This window comes from Mediterraneibacter sp. (assembly GCF_030825015.1).
Lineage (GTDB): Bacteria > Bacillota > Clostridia > Lachnospirales > Lachnospiraceae > Mediterraneibacter.
Genome location: NZ_JAPJQP010000011.1, coordinates 1 through 15,573 on the forward strand (window position 1 = coordinate 1; position 15,573 = coordinate 15,573).

The 15,573-nt window shown below is 42.8% G+C and carries 10 protein-coding genes; 9 read left to right on the forward strand and 1 reads right to left on the reverse strand.

From position 1 onward, the window contains the following. Positions 1-93 precede the first annotated feature (93 nt). On the reverse strand, positions 94-723 hold the full coding sequence (locus RCH61_RS06405) for a single-stranded DNA-binding protein (protein ID WP_306480194.1): 630 nt from the start codon (positions 721-723) through the stop codon (positions 94-96). A gap of 249 nt (positions 724-972) precedes the next feature. On the opposite strand from RCH61_RS06405, the gene typA reads away from it, so the two are divergent. The 9 genes from typA (at position 973) to RCH61_RS06450 (ending at position 15,429) form a co-directional block, all read left to right on the forward strand. Then, the gene (gene typA / locus RCH61_RS06410) at positions 973-2,799 is read left to right on the forward strand and encodes a translational GTPase TypA (protein WP_306480195.1); all 1,827 of its coding nucleotides are present in this window, start codon (positions 973-975) and stop codon (positions 2,797-2,799) included. A 153-nt stretch (positions 2,800-2,952) separates the two neighbouring features. Next, complete coding sequence (hpf, locus tag RCH61_RS06415) at positions 2,953-3,510, forward strand: ribosome hibernation-promoting factor, HPF/YfiA family (protein ID WP_306480196.1); 558 nt, start codon at positions 2,953-2,955, stop codon at positions 3,508-3,510. A gap of 141 nt (positions 3,511-3,651) precedes the next feature. Beyond that, complete coding sequence (locus tag RCH61_RS06420; RefSeq protein WP_306480197.1) at positions 3,652-4,179, forward strand: hypothetical protein; 528 nt, start codon at positions 3,652-3,654, stop codon at positions 4,177-4,179. Positions 4,180-4,377: 198 nt separating this feature from the next. After that, positions 4,378-5,136 carry a 4-hydroxy-tetrahydrodipicolinate reductase gene (dapB, locus tag RCH61_RS06425; protein WP_306480198.1) on the forward strand — a complete coding sequence of 253 codons (759 nt, stop codon included), beginning with the start codon at positions 4,378-4,380 and terminating at the stop codon, positions 5,134-5,136. A gap of 25 nt (positions 5,137-5,161) precedes the next feature. Continuing rightward, the gene (locus tag RCH61_RS06430; protein ID WP_306480199.1) at positions 5,162-7,117 is read left to right on the forward strand and encodes a fructose-1,6-bisphosphatase; all 1,956 of its coding nucleotides are present in this window, start codon (positions 5,162-5,164) and stop codon (positions 7,115-7,117) included. Between the two features lie 83 nt (positions 7,118-7,200). Further along, positions 7,201-8,022 carry a sigma-70 family RNA polymerase sigma factor gene (locus RCH61_RS06435; RefSeq protein WP_178006411.1) on the forward strand — a complete coding sequence of 274 codons (822 nt, stop codon included), beginning with the start codon at positions 7,201-7,203 and terminating at the stop codon, positions 8,020-8,022. A gap of 86 nt (positions 8,023-8,108) precedes the next feature. Then, positions 8,109-8,504, forward strand: coding sequence for a hypothetical protein (locus RCH61_RS06440; protein ID WP_178006412.1), 396 nt, complete (start codon positions 8,109-8,111; stop codon positions 8,502-8,504). A gap of 236 nt (positions 8,505-8,740) precedes the next feature. Next, on the forward strand, positions 8,741-9,535 hold the full coding sequence (gene hisA / locus RCH61_RS06445; RefSeq protein ID WP_178006413.1) for a phosphoribosylformimino-5-aminoimidazole carboxamide ribotide isomerase: 795 nt from the start codon (positions 8,741-8,743) through the stop codon (positions 9,533-9,535). Between the two features lie 302 nt (positions 9,536-9,837). Continuing rightward, entirely contained in the window at positions 9,838-15,429 is a 5,592-nt protein-coding gene (locus RCH61_RS06450; protein ID WP_306480200.1) for an alpha-N-acetylglucosaminidase TIM-barrel domain-containing protein, read from the forward strand. The last annotated feature ends 144 nt before the right edge of the window (positions 15,430-15,573 follow it).

Genomic DNA, 15,573 nt, shown 5'->3' on the forward strand with positions numbered 1-15,573 from the left:
TTTACCATAGAAGACCTTCTAAAACATTATTTACAGAAAAAGTTTCACATTCTCACAGAAAAAATTCATACTGTCCATCTTTAAATTATGTGGTTATTCATCGATACATTCCAGTTTGCTCACTGACACCTCATATGCCGTTCTTGTCTCTGTTTCCGTTTCAGACAGTTTCTTTACATATTCTCTGCTTTGAATCCTTCCTAATATACGCACATGTTCACCTACGTCAAAATTCGAAGCATATCGCGCGTTTCTTCCCCAACAGATGCAGGGAATATAATCCGATTTCCCATAAGGACGATTCACGGCGAGAAGAAGGTCTGCGATCTCTCGTCCTAACGGGGTTTTCCGGTATACCGGCGTCTTGCACATATATCCCTCCAGTAAAATGTGATTTGTCTTTGCTCCGTCAGGCTCTTCTTCGATGAATTCCATTTCCCGGGCAAACACCGAGAGAACGAGTCTGTTTTTCTGTTCTTCATGACGGTTATATGACCGGAACTGCCCTGATACTAAAATGCTTCTGCCTTTGTAATCCTGTGTCACATCAATGAGTCGTTCCGATACCATGACCGGAATTCTGTCGCTGGAATTGCTCAGCCGTTTCACGAGGATATCTACCATATAGAATCCTTCTCCGAATACTTCATGGCTGTATGTAAATTCCGACGCCACTGACCCTATAACCGTTACCTGATTGTTCTCAATAATCTTATCTGACATGCTCTGTAATTCTCCTCTCCTCTTATCGCCGGTTTGCCTTCCCGGCACTGCTTGTATTTTTGAGTCACTACTAAATTTATGTTTCATAAATCTTGTTTAGAACGGATTTCCTTTGGAATCGTTCGACACAAAAATTCGACATGCGTTCTTGTAAAATGAAAATTTTATGATAAAATATAACAGTTGCAGTAAAACTATAACTATAAATCACTCCCTTACCGTGGGAGAATAAAGAAAGAGTGTATATTTATGAAGACAAAACGTGAAGATGTAAGAAACATTGCCATCATCGCTCATGTTGACCACGGAAAAACAACATTGGTTGACGAACTTTTAAAGCAGAGCGGTGTTTTCCGTGAAAATCAGGAAGTGGCGGAACGTGTCATGGACTCAAATGATATCGAAAGGGAGCGTGGAATTACGATCCTGTCTAAAAATACAGCAGTCCATTATAAAGGAACAAAGATTAATATTATCGATACACCGGGACATGCCGATTTCGGCGGAGAAGTAGAACGTGTGCTGAAAATGGTCAACGGAGTTATTCTTGTTGTTGATGCGTTTGAGGGCGCGATGCCGCAGACAAAATTCGTATTAAGAAAAGCGTTGGAACTGAACCTTCCGGTTATCGTCTGCATTAATAAGATCGATCGTCCTGAAGCAAGACCTGACGATGTGATCGACGAAGTTCTTGAGCTTTTTATCGATCTCGGAGCATCTGACGATCAGCTCGAATGTCCGTTTGTCTATGCGTCTGCCAAAGCAGGAGTTGCATGCCTTGATCTGTCTGATCCGCAGCAGGATATGAAACCGCTTTTTGAAACGATCCTTGAATATATTCCGGCTCCGGAAGGAGATCCGGAAGCTCCGACACAGGTGCTGATCAGCACGATTGATTATAACGAATATGTCGGACGGATCGGGATCGGAAAAGTTGACAACGGAACGATCAGCGTTAATCAGGATATGGTACTTGTCAATCATCACGATCCGGATAAACAGCAGAAAGTGAAGATCAGCAAGTTATATGAATTTGATGGATTAAATAAAACAGAAGTCAAAGATGCGACGATTGGATCGATCGTTGCCATTTCCGGTATTTCGGATATTTCCATCGGAGATACTCTCTGCTCCCCTGAAAAACCAGAAGCGATTCCGTTTCAGAAGATTTCTGAGCCGACAATCGCAATGCAGTTCATCGTAAACGACAGTCCGTTTGCCGGACAGGAAGGAAAATATGTAACTTCCCGTCATTTGCGTGACCGTCTGTTTAAAGAGCTGAACACAGACGTCAGCCTCCGTGTGGAAGAAATGGAAAACACAGACAGCTTTAAAGTATCCGGACGCGGAGAGCTCCATCTGTCTGTCCTTATCGAAAATATGCGCCGTGAAGGGTATGAGTTTGCCGTAAGTAAAGCGGAAGTTCTCTATCATACAGATGAAAACGGTAAGAAACTTGAGCCGATCGAAACAGCTTTTATTGATGTGCCGGATGAATTTACGGGAGTTGTGATTGAAAAACTCGGACAGAGAAAAGGGGAACTCCGTAATATGGGTCTTTCTAACGGCGGTTATACACGCCTTGAATTTTCAATCCCGTCAAGAGGTCTGATCGGATACCGCGGAGAATTTATGACTGATACAAAAGGAAATGGTATCATCAATACAAGTTTCGACGGATATGAGCCGTATAAAGGTGATATCCAATACCGCAAACAGGGTTCACTGATCGCATTTGAGACAGGGGAATCTGTAACTTACGGTCTGTACAGCGCGCAGGAACGAGGAACTTTGTTTATCGGGCCCGGAGAGAAAGTCTACTCAGGTATGGTCATCGGTCAGAATGGAAAAACAGATGACATTGAGCTGAATGTATGTAAGACAAAACATCTGACAAATACACGTTCTTCCAGTGCTGATGAGGCTTTGAGACTGACGCCGCCGAAAATCTTAAGTCTTGAACAGGCTCTTGATTTCATTGATACCGACGAGCTTTTAGAGGTGACTCCGAAGACGCTTCGTATCCGCAAAAAAATCTTGGATGCCAGAATGCGTAAGAGAAGTATGATGAAATAAATTATGAAAATTTAATGAAATTTAAAGAATTTACAGAATTCGAAGCGATTTGTCCTATACATCAGAGTTGTTCTGTGTTATAATATTTCCATAATATAAACATCCTTTTTACACATGTTTATGTTAAGTATATACAAAAAGGAGTTGAACAGCATGAATTTTATCATCAGCGGAAAAAACATTGAGGTAACACCGGGACTTAAAGAGGCTATCGAACAAAAGTTGGGAAAACTTGAGAGGTATTTCACTCCTGAAACAGAGATCATCGTAACGCTCAGTGTGGAAAAAGGACGTCAGAAAATCGAAGTGACGATTCCTGTAAAAGGTTCTATTATCCGCTCCGAGCAGACGAGCAGCGACATGTATGTGTCGATTGACCTTGTAGAAGAGGTCATTGAACGACAGCTTCGCAAATATAAGAATAAACTTGTTGCAAAAAGTCAGGGACATCCTACGGCTGCTGTTCCGTCAGGAAGTATTAAAAAAGAATTTATTGAATCTGACGACGATTCATCTGATGACGATGAAATCCACATCGTCCGCACGAAGAAGTTTGGTATCAAACCGATGTTTCCTGAAGATGCCTGCATCCAGATGGAACTGCTCGGACATAGCTTTTTCGTTTTCTCAAACGCAGAAACAGATGAAGTAAATGTTGTATACAAAAGAAAAGACGGATCTTTCGGACTGATCGAGCCGGAATTTTCATAAACAGGGCCGATTCGTATTTTCATCGGAAAATAAAATAAACATAGAAAGCGCCTGAGAAACGGATTATATTGTTTTACAGGCGCTTTGACTGTTGTGTAGTTGTTCCTGGATAAGTTGTCGCGAAAGTTTGTGAAATTTCAAATGAAAATTTTAAGGTTATTTAAAAATAAAATCAAGTTACTATCAGTAACAGTAATATTTGTTTTATTAATATGCGCGGGGTATTCGATACTTAGTTTTGAGCAGACTGATTTACAAAGTATCTTAAAAAAGGAAAGTTCTAAAAAGGAGTTATTTATTGATCATAACGAGAGCAGAGTTTGTTCCATACAATATGAGGCGAAGGACAGCCGGACAGAGAAGATTTATTTCGAATTTGCCGATAAATATGTATTTGATATGGAGTCTAAGTTTTCGCTTTATTATGACAGTAATTATTTAATGATAGACTCTTTTGAATATGAGGTGTTAAAAAACAATCTGATCCATACGAAGCGTATTGAAAAAGGGAATGCACCTGCATCGTCGCATCATGAGGTTATATCATGGTATAATAAATTCAATGTAGCCGGCTGCAACGTGACAAAAGTTACGATAGGTTTCAAGGTGATTAATCAGGAGATCGATCTGTCAAATATTACAGAGATGATATTTTTGTATGAGGAATAAAGCCGGGTATGATTCGACGAATCGGTTATCGAGAAACTTTGTGAAAAGGATATCATATGTTGAGATGCGAACTCAAATGTGATATCCTTTTTTAAGTAGAGAAAAATCCGTTTTTGATTCAATAATGAGCCGCAGGGAAAACTGGTGGTGAATGATTGCTTTTGAAGCGTGAAATGATACAGGCAGGAGGAAAATAAAATGATTAAAATAATGATGCATGGATGCAACGGGAAAATGGGAAGAATGATTACGGAGATCGTGAAAAATGATGAAAATGCTGTTATTACGGCAGGTATTGACACATATACGGGAACCCCGAATGATTATCCGGTATTTGATTCGGTGGAAAAATGCACGGAAGATGCAGATGTTGTGATTGATTTTTCAAATGCGGGAGCAGTGGATGCGCTTTTGGATTACTGCGTGGATAAGAAGCTTCCGGTTGTACTTTGCACGACAGGGCTTTCGGAAGAGCAGCTTGCAAAAGTGGAGAAGGCGGCGGAGAAAACAGCAGTGTTAAAGTCGGCGAATATGTCGCTTGGGATCAATCTTCTTTTGAAGCTTTTGAAAGATGCGGCGAAAGTGCTTGCTCCGGCTGGATATGATATTGAGCTTGTCGAAAAACATCACAATCAGAAACTGGACGCTCCGAGCGGAACAGCGCTTGCACTTGCGGATTCGGTTAATGAAGCGCTTGGAAATGAATATCATTATGTATATGACAGAAGCGCTGTCCGCCAGAAACGTGATGCAAAAGAGATCGGAATTTCAGCGCTTCGCGGCGGCACCATCGTAGGAGAGCATGAAGTATTTTTCGCGGGAACGGATGAAGTGATTGAATTCAAGCATACGGCATACTCAAGAAGCGTATTTGGAAAAGGCGCTGTTGAGGCTGCAAAATTTCTTGCAGGAAAAGAATGTGGAATGTACGATATGAGCGATGTAATTGGATTGTAAAATTCAGAATAAGGAGAGACAAGTTATGAAGGGAGAGCTTGAGAAGCGGTATTTGGCACGTTTGTCAGATTTGTATCCGACGATTGCGGCGGCTTCGACAGAGATTATCAATCTGCAGGCGATTCTGAATCTGCCGAAAGGAACAGAGCATTTTCTGACCGATGTTCATGGAGAGTATGAGGCTTTTTCTCATGTTTTAAAAAATGGATCCGGGGCTGTCAGAAGAAAGATTGAGGATGTGTTCGGAAATACAATGAGCGCCAGAGATAAGCGGTCACTGGCAACGCTGATTTACTATCCGAGAGCGAAGATGGAATTGATCCGGCAGACAGAGACAAATATGGAAGACTGGTACAGAGTCCATCTGTATCTGCTGATCGAAGTTGCCAAAAGAGCGGCGAGCAAATACACGCGGTCAAAAGTAAGGAAAGCGCTTCCGAAAGATTTCGCTTATGTGATCGAGGAGTTGATCACGGAAAAGGCGGAGGTAAATGACAAAGAGTCTTATTATAATGAAATCATTTCAACAATCATACGGATCGGAAGGGCGGAAGATTTTATTGAGGCAATTTCAGAGCTGATCCAAAGGCTTGTTGTAGATCACCTTCATATTGTCGGAGATATTTATGACAGAGGTCCGGGTCCTCATATTATTATGGATAAGCTGATGTCTTATCATTCTCTTGATATTCAGTGGGGAAATCATGATGTGCTTTGGATGGGCGCGGCAGCAGGGCAGCGGGGATGTATTGCGAATGTGATCCGTATCTGTGCACGCTACGGAAACTTAGACATTTTGGAAGATGGGTACGGGATCAATCTTCTTCCGCTGGCGACATTTGCTCTTCGTGTTTATGGAGAGGACCCTTGCAGTTGTTTTCGGTTAAAAGCAGGAGGCGGAACGGATACAGATGAGATGCAGATGAATCTTCGAATCCACAAAGCAATTTCCATCATTCAGTTTAAAGTGGAAGGGCAGATTATCCGGCGGCAGAAGTCGTTTCATTTGGAAGACAGGGCGCTTTTGCACAGAATCGACTTTGAAAGAGGAACGATTGAATTGAAGGGAAAAACATATCCTCTTTTGGATACGGTGTTTCCGACAGTTGATCCCGAGGATCCATATGCGCTTACTCCTGAGGAAGAAGAAATCATGACACGGCTGGAAAAGGCCTTTCTGCATTGTGAGAAACTTCAGAAACATATGCGTTTTTTGCTGACAAGGGGAAGTTTATACAAAGTATATAATGGGAATCTTCTCTATCACGGATGTGTTCCTCTGACAGAGGAAGGAAGGCTGAAAGAGATTGAGGTTTTCGGGAAAACTTATCGGGGAAGAGAACTTTATGACGTTTTGGATTCCTATGTGCGAAAGGGATTTTTTGCCCTTGATGAGAAGGAGAGGCAGGATGGAAAAGATATCATGTGGTACATATGGCTGCATCCGGATTCGCCCCTTTTCGGAAAAGATAAAATGGCAACCTTTGAACGGTATCTGCTGGAAGATGCGGAAACTCATATAGAAAAGAAGAATCCTTATTATTCTCTTCTTGAGAATGAACATGTTATTGATGGCATATTGGCAGAATTCGGGTTAAATCCGGCTTTGTCCCATATTGTCAACGGTCATGTTCCGGTGAAACGAAAAGACGGAGAGAATCCTGTGAAATGCGGAGGAAAAGTACTTGTGATCGACGGTGGATTCTCAAAAGCATATCAGAAAGAAACAGGGATTGCAGGATATACGTTGATCTTTAATTCTTATGGACTTCGTCTTGTTGCGCATGAACCGTTTGAGTCTACAGAAACTGCCATCGAGCAGGAAAAAGATATCCATTCGGAGACGATGATTGTAAAGAGGATGCAGGAACGGCTGTTGGTTGGGGATACAGATATCGGAAGGGAGTTAAAAGGTCAGGTAGAAGATCTTGAATGCTTGTTGGCCGCATACAGAAACGGCGAGATCAGGGAGAAACTATAGACGATATCGAATGTATAACGAAACAGAAAATCTGGACATGATAGTAAGATGACAAATAAAAATGAAATAAGAGCGAGGTTTTTATGGGAAAAGAAGAAATTCAGGAATCAGAACCGCTTCGTATTTATTTGAATGAAATCGGGGAGATTCCTCTGGTAGAGGAAGCAGAGGAAAAAGAATTAGGAAGAAGAATGGCAGAAGGAGATGCGTCTGCAAGAGCGAGACTGGAAGAGGGAAATCTTCGCCTTGTAGTCTCTATCGCGAAACATTACACAGGGAGAGGACTGCCTCTGATGGATCTGATACAGGAAGGCAATATCGGATTGATGCATGCTGTAGAAAAATATGACTACAGGAAAGATAATCGTTTTTCCACATATGCGTCATGGTGGATCAAAGAGGCGATTACAAGAGCGATCGACCAGCAGTCCAGGGAAATTCGTGTGCCTGTTCATGTTGCGGAAAACATAAAACGTGTGCAAAAAGCGGCAAAGGAATTGCAGCAGGAGTTGGGAAGAGAGGCTGATCCCCGGGAAATTGCAGAGAAACTGGGGGATCGCACAGAAGAGGAAGTAAAAAGTATTCTTTCTTATATACGAAATCCGATATCTTTGGAAACTCCGGTCGGTGAAGACGGAGAAGACAGTCTCGGAGACTTTTTGGAAGACCGGTCGGAAGCGACACCGGAAGAGGCTATGGATCTTCTTGTGAAGAAGGAAGAGGTAAAAGAGCTTCTTGAGACATTGAATGACAGAGAAAAGGAAGTGATCAGCCTCCGTTATGGTTTGGGACAAGATAAGACTTGTACGTTGGAGGAGATTGGAGAAAGATTTGGAATTACAAGAGAACGGGTGCGTCAGATTGAAGCGAAAGCGATGGAGAAGCTGCGAAAAAAAGCGTTATAGATAAAAGAAACTCCCGAATGTATAAATATTGAAAATATTGCAGATATTAGAACTACAATAATATTTATGGAAAGGGAGATATTCTTATGAAAAAAATGAAACAGATCCTGTTGCTGATGTTGTGTGCATTTACTTTGTTTGGTACAACGGCATGTACAAGTAAAGATAAAACAGACAATGCGGCAGATCAGACAACAACGGAGAAAGACAAAGAGAAGGGCAGCAATGACGCGGCTGATAAGTCAGATAAAAAAGGTGATGGAATCTTAGACGATGCGGTCAATGATGTTACACAGGGAGTCGATGACGTAACAGATGATGTGACGGACGGAATTGATAATGTGACGGATGATGTAACAGATGGAGTCGATGATGTAACTGATGATCTGACAGATGAAAACGGAGCGAAAAAAGAAGGCGATCGTATGAAAAATACAGATCAGGGTGATGCAACAGGAAACGCAGATGATTCCATGAGATAGTTTCTCGGATGAAACCGACAAAACAGAACAGATGGAAGAGGGCAGGGAATAAGCAGAAAAAAGAGTCCGACCGCAGAGAACAGGAAAAAGTGTGTCTGCGGCCGGTTTTTTGAAATGGCAACGGGCCAAAGTCCGGGCTTGCCCGAGACTTTAGCGGCCGCTTACAATCCCGGAATGTGCCTTTTGGCTCTTCCGGTGAAAATGATTGAGAAAACAGTACATAAGGAGTAAATCAGATGAGGTTCAGACCGTGTATCGATATTCATAATGGAAAAGTAAAGCAGATTGTCGGAGGCAGTTTGAAAGATGAAGGGAATATGGCGCAGACTAATTTTGCTTCTGACTTAAATGCTGCATTTTATGCGAAGATGTACAGAGAAGATGGATTGAAAGGGGGACATATTATTCTTTTAAACAGTCGGGAGTCAGAATATTATGAACAGACGAAACAGCAGGCTAAGGATGCTCTTCGAGTTTATCCAGGCGGACTGCAGGTTGGCGGCGGGATCACAGAAGAGAATGCATACGAATATATCGAGTGCGGAGCAAGCCATGTGATCGTGACGTCCTATGTGTTTCGAAACGGAGAGTTTTGCAGGGAAAATCTTGAAAAACTCGTTCATGCTGTAGGAAAAGAACATTTGGTGATTGATTTAAGCTGCCGGAAACAAGGGGAAGATTATTATGTAGTTACAGATCGTTGGCAGAAGTATACAAAACTGCGGCTGAGCAGCGATGTGCTTGATATGCTGTCGTCTAACTGTGATGAATTTCTGATCCACGGCGTAGATGTGGAAGGAAAACGGTCAGGGATGGAGGAAAATCTCGTGCAGATGCTTGGTGACTGGGGGAAAATTCCGATCACTTATGCGGGAGGGATCGGATCAAAAGAAGATTTGGAACGTTTTTCTTGTCTGAGCGGGGGAAAACTTGACTTTACAATCGGAAGCGCCCTTGATCTTTTCGGGGGAAATATTTCTTACAGGGAAATTGTGAATAAATATAATGCCGCGGAACTGGAAGATTTATAATTTTTTCGGGAAAATATACATTTTTGGAAAAGTGTTTCGGTATTATTAATAGAAATAGATATTATGGCAATCATACACATGTATAAATTGACATTTTAAGAGAAGTTTGCTATTCTGATACAGAGCAAAGACATAGATGGCGGCTTTGGCAGGCGAGATCAGATATTTTCTATGCATTGTGCTAGGAGGTGTCCGGTCTTTTTTTCTGTCTGTATTCAGGAAAAGTCAGTATGAAAACAGGTTTTATTTTAAATATGAATTTGTCGCCGAAGTCTGATTTGATTAATTAAAGGAGTGGAAGAATGCAAAAGAAGATTAGAAAAATCGTATCATCGATTCTTGCTTCCTGCATGGTCATCACTGCATTTACGGGCATAGCTCCGCAAAAGGCAGAAGCGAAGACAACACTTGTCAATGTAGCTGTTGACGGTACGGCAAGTACGCAGAGCGGCGAGAATGGAAACTATGTGATCGGAAACATCAACGACGGAGATCCGAAGACAAGCTGGCAGACACAGGGAAAGTGGCCGTCTACAGCGGTGATCCAGCTGGATAAAGGACGCAGTGTTTCCAAAGTGGCTGTGGAACTTGGGGAAGACGGGGATAACAGCACAGGAAGAACGGCGCTTGTAACGGTTCAATATGCACAGAACGGCATTACAGGCGATCTGATTGATTTCGGAAGCAAGAGAATGACGGTGGATTCAAAAGAAGAGTTTATAGCAGACGTTCCGAAGTCAGCGACACATATTTATGTGACACTTTCCGATCCGCAGAATTCAGACGGAAGTCAGGGCACTTTCTGGCCGTCGGTTCAGGAAGTGGAAGTGTTTGAAGAGCAGGAAGAAAAAGTGTCTGATTACAATAACATTGCAAATCAGGCGAAGATCACAACAGATGGAAACGAACATCCGACAGACGGATCTGCAAAGCTTGTTGACGGTAATGACACAACATTGTATAAGTTCCACAATGCAGCGCAGACAGAAGAGAAATACATTGCTTTGAATTTTGACGAGGCGAGAACAATGGATGCGTTCCGTATTGCTTTTGAGCATGTGGGGGATACGGACAGCACTGATTTCGCATTCGAATACAGTATCTTGGCGAAGAAAGCTGGTGACAGCGACTATACGAAGGTTGCGGATCACGCAAAGGCGAATCGTACAGATAATTATGCGCAGGTTTATAAGTTTAATGCGGCGCAGTATTCAGAAGTGAAGATCGTTATGCATTCCTGTAAGACGCAGGGCGGAACGCAGAACGGATGGCCGGCAGTGGCAGAGTTCGAAGTGTACGGAAGCGAGATCGAAGTACAGGATACAGACAGCATTGCATTTAAGAAACCGGTACATACGCCTTCAGGAAAAAATACAGCGAAAAATATTACTGACGGAAGCAAAAAAACGCAGTGGACAGGAGCATATTATCCGTCTTATGTAGATATTGATCTGGAGAAAAACTACAATCTTGATACGGTAGAAGTATATACACCGGAGAATGGATATTCTCAGTATACGATCTATACAAGTATGGACGGAAGAGATTTTGATAAACTGGCAGAGAAGACGTCAAAAGATTCCTGTGATCCTGAGAACGGAGAAGTTTATCAGGCAGAAGGAAAAGAAGCAAGGATCGTTCGTGTTTATATGGAATATAATTCTGCTTCTACGGCGGCTGTACTGAACGAAGTTCGTGTGACAGGAACAGAGAGCACGACAGAAGTTCAGAAAAGACCTGCAATCAATACAGTAAAATACGAAGACTCGGCTTATAATGTAGCGATTACCGAAGAAGATACGAAAAACGAAGTTTACGGTATTATCGAAAGAAGACTCGGAAAAGCTTACAAAGAGTGGTTTAAGCTTGAACTTGCGGAGAATCCGAAAAAGAACGGTTATGATTATTTTGAACTTTCCATGGATGGAGATCAGGTGAAAATCAAAGGAAATGACGGTGTATCTCTTGCGACAGGACTGAACCATTATCTGAAATATTTCTGCCAGGTCAATCTTTCGCAGGTGGGAGATCAGGCAAATATGCCGGAAAATAAACCTGCTGTAACAGAAAAAGTATTTAAAGAGACGAAGGCAGAAGTTCGTTATTCTTATAACTATTGTACGCTCTCCTATTCTATGGCATTCTGGGGAGAACAGGAATGGCGCGATGAGTTAGACTGGCTGGCGTTAAACGGTGTAAATGTTGTTCTTGACGCGACAGCTCAGGAAGAAGTGTGGAGAAGATTTTTAGGAGAACTTGGGTATTCTCACGAGGATATTAAAGACTTTATCGCAGGACCTGCATATTATGCATGGGCATATATGGCGAACCTTTCCGGTTTCGGAGGTCCGGTACATGATTCATGGTTTGAAGAGAGAACAGAGCTGGCTAGAAAGAACCAGCTTATCATGAGAAAACTCGGAATGCAGCCTGTGCTTCAAGGTTACAGCGGTATGGTTCCGACAAATATTCATGATTATGACCCAAATGCAGAAGTAATCGAGCAGGGCGAGTGGTGTTCCTTCCAGCGTCCGACGATGCTTAAGACAACATCTTCTACATTTGAAAAATATGCGAAGAAATTCTATCAGTGTCAGAAAGAAGTTTACGGAGACGTAAGCAACTATTATGCGACAGACCCGTTCCATGAAGGCGGTATCACAGGCGGCATGGATTCTGCGGACATTTCGGAAAAAGTGTTGACTGAAATGATCACGGCGGATAAAGATGCGGTTTGGATCATCCAGTCATGGCAGGGGAATCCGACAACTGCATTGTTAAACGGTCTTGACAGAGTGGAAAACGGAACAGATCATGCGCTGATCCTTGACCTGTACGCAGAGAAAGATCCGCATTATGATGAAGGACGCCCCGGTGCAGGAGCGTATGGAGACGAGGAAGAATTTGACAAGACACCGTGGCTGTTCTGTATGCTGAACAACTTCGGCGGACGTCTCGGACTGCACGGACATCTTGATAACCTTGCAAATAATATTCCGAAAGTATTTAACGAGACGAAATATATCGCAGGAATCGGAATTACTCCTGAGGCGAGTGTGAATAACCCTGTACTGTATGATTTCTTGTTCGAGACGATCTGGCAGGATGATGCGTCACAGCAGATGGAAGTAATTAATCTTGATACATGGCTTGATGATTATGCGACGAGAAGATACGGGGCAGAAAGTGAATCTGCGAACCAGGCGTGGGATATTCTGAAAGAAACAGTGTATAAGGCGAGCCTGAATGGTCTCGGACAGGGAGCGCCGGAGTCTGTAGTAAATGCAAGACCAAACCTTACGATCGGAGCGGCTTCTACATGGGGCAACGCGGTGATCAGTTATGAAAAAGGCGATCTTGAAGAAGCGGCGGCGCTTCTGTTAGCTGATTATGATAAGCTGAAAGACAGCGCAGGATATCAGTATGATCTGGCAAATGTTTTACAGCAGGTGCTTTCCAACAGCGCTCAGGAATATCAGAAAGGTATGTCTGCTGCGTTCAGTGCGAAAGATTTGGAGAGCTTTAAGACATATTCAGACAAATTCATGTCAGTGATTGAAGATATGGAGAAAGTAACGGGAACAAGCGAATACTTCCTTCTTGGAAGATGGGTGGAGCAGGCAAAAGCGCTTGCAAAAAATGCAGATGATTTTACAAAAGAATTGTATGAGTTCAATGCAAAAGCGCTCGTTACTACATGGGGATCGAAAAACCAGGCTGAAAAAGGTGGTTTGAAAGATTATTCTAACCGTCAGTGGTCCGGTTTGATCGGTGATTTTTATAAAGTAAGATGGCAGCGTTGGATTACGGCAAGAATGAATGAGCTTTCAGGAAAAGAGTATGAGAGCAATATTGACTGGTTTGAGTGGGAATGGGAATGGGTACGCAGCAATAAAGAGTATCCGACAACTGCGACACCGCAGGATCTGAAAACACTTGGAGCAAAAATTTTAGAAGATTATTCTGTGAAAAATCCGGCGGCAAATGAGGAGTTTGACCTTCCGACAGAAGGTATGACTGCTACAGCAGGAAGCGCACAGACGCAGACCGGAACAGAAGGACCTGCATCAAATGTTTTGGACAACAATGTGTCAACACTTTGGCACAGTAAATATGCGGGAGACGATCAGACCAATCTGTGGATCGGCATTGCGCTCGGAGAGAGCAAGACAGTCAACGGACTGCGTCTTCTTCCGAGAAACAGCGGAATTAACGGAATGATCGTGGAATACCGTATCGAGGTAAGTAATGATAACGGAAACTCTTACCGCGAAGTGGCAACAGGAACATGGACAAATGATCCGGGATGGAAATGGGTACAGTTCGATCAGACAGAGGCGACAAATGTTAGATTATACGCAGTGAGAACATTGTCAGATCAGGCAGGAAAGAACTTCGCATCTGCGGCGGAGATCCGTATCATGGCTCCGAAAGCAGAAGAACCGCAGCCGGAACAGGCAAATAAAAAATTCCTTGAATTTTTGATCGGATACGCACAGAGCGCGAAAGAAAAAACGGAATACGAAAACGTAGTTCCTGAAGTGAAAAAAGCGTTAGATGCAGCATTGGAAAAAGCAGTTCAGGTAAGAGATGATGACAAGGCATCTCAGGATCAGGTTGACGCAGCCTACACAGAATTGCTTGAAATCGTACATATGCTTGACTTTACAGGTGATACGACAAGCTTGAAGATACTTGTTGATGCGGTAAGCGATAAGAAAGAGGAAGATTATACTCCGGCTACATGGCAGCCGTTTAAGAACGCGCTGGATGCGGCAAATGAAGTTTTGAAAAATGAAAATGCACTTGACGCGGATATCGAGGCGGCTCGTGCAGCGCTTGATACAGCGGCAAACGGACTTGTAAAACGCGCAGATTTCACAAAACTGCAGGCTGCAGTCGAAGAGGCGAAAAAAGCGTATGGAGATCTTTCGGGATATACGGAAGACTCTGCATCAAAGTATACGGAAGCGCTGGCAGCGGCTGAGAACGTACTCAAAAACGCAGATGCTTCACAGACTGAAGTAGATCAGGCAAAGACGGATCTTGAAACTGCGATCAGCGGACTGACTGCAAAACCGAATCCGGATAAAGTGAATAAGTCAGATCTTCAGAATTATGTAGATCTCGTAAAGAAATATGCAGATAAAGAAGATCAGTATACTCCTTCGACATGGAAAGGTTTTAAGGCAGCATATGATAAAGCTCAGGAAGTTCTCGCAGACGACAAGGCAGTACAGAAAGATGTAGACGACGCTTTGGCTAAATTGCAGAAGGCTGCGGCTGATTTGAGACTGAAGCCGAGCAAAGAGAAGTTAGAGGAATTAAAGAAAGCTGTCAAAGCGGCTGAAAAGAAAGATTTAAGCACATATACAGAAGCATCTGGAGAAGCATATAAAGATGTCGTGGAAAAGGCAAAAACAGTATTAGAAGATAAAGAAGCAACGGCAGAAGATGTGGAAAAGATGCTGAAAGAATTAAAAGACGCAGACAAGCTTCTCGTAGAGAAAGACAACCCGCAGGAAGAAGACAAAAAGCCAGGCAAAGAGCAGTTAGAAGCATTGAAAGAAGTAATTGAAGCGGCTGAAAAGAAAGACTTAAGCGGATATACGGATGCATCAGTGAAAGCATATAAAGACGTCTTGGAAAAAGCAAAAGCGGTATTGGAAGACAAGAAAGCGACGGCAAAAGACGTTGAAGATATGTTAAAAGCGTTAGAAGATGCAGAGAAACTGCTTGTGAAAAAAGATGACGTTAAGGAAGACGGAGATAAAACTCCGGATTCACAGAAAGGTCAGGCAGTTCAGACAGGCGATCAGACGCCGCTCATGTTCTGGATGCTGATTCTGGCAGCTTCAGCAGCTGTTATTTTCAAAAGAAGAAAAAGAGCATAGATTAATTAGAAAAGAATCGGCATAGGATAATCAAATATTGTGTGTGGATGAAATGAGAAAAGCACAGAGCCTTCGTAAAGGGTTCTGTGCTTTTTGAATGGAGACGAGCCAAAGTCCGGGCTTGCCCGGGACTTCGGCGACCAC

Bases quoted from the DNA above. Each gene is read 5' to 3' on its own strand.
- RCH61_RS06405 (WP_306480194.1), bottom strand. From the start codon at position 723: ATGTCAGATAAGATTATTGAGAACAATCAGGTAACGGTTATAGGGTCA.
- typA (WP_306480195.1), top strand. From the start codon at position 973: ATGAAGACAAAACGTGAAGATGTAAGAAACATTGCCATCATCGCTCAT.
- hpf (WP_306480196.1), top strand. From the start codon at position 2,953: ATGAATTTTATCATCAGCGGAAAAAACATTGAGGTAACACCGGGACTT.
- RCH61_RS06420 (WP_306480197.1), top strand. From the start codon at position 3,652: ATGAAAATTTTAAGGTTATTTAAAAATAAAATCAAGTTACTATCAGTA.
- dapB (WP_306480198.1), top strand. From the start codon at position 4,378: ATGATTAAAATAATGATGCATGGATGCAACGGGAAAATGGGAAGAATG.
- RCH61_RS06430 (WP_306480199.1), top strand. From the start codon at position 5,162: ATGAAGGGAGAGCTTGAGAAGCGGTATTTGGCACGTTTGTCAGATTTG.
- RCH61_RS06435 (WP_178006411.1), top strand. From the start codon at position 7,201: ATGGGAAAAGAAGAAATTCAGGAATCAGAACCGCTTCGTATTTATTTG.
- RCH61_RS06440 (WP_178006412.1), top strand. From the start codon at position 8,109: ATGAAAAAAATGAAACAGATCCTGTTGCTGATGTTGTGTGCATTTACT.
- hisA (WP_178006413.1), top strand. From the start codon at position 8,741: ATGAGGTTCAGACCGTGTATCGATATTCATAATGGAAAAGTAAAGCAG.
- RCH61_RS06450 (WP_306480200.1), top strand. From the start codon at position 9,838: ATGCAAAAGAAGATTAGAAAAATCGTATCATCGATTCTTGCTTCCTGC.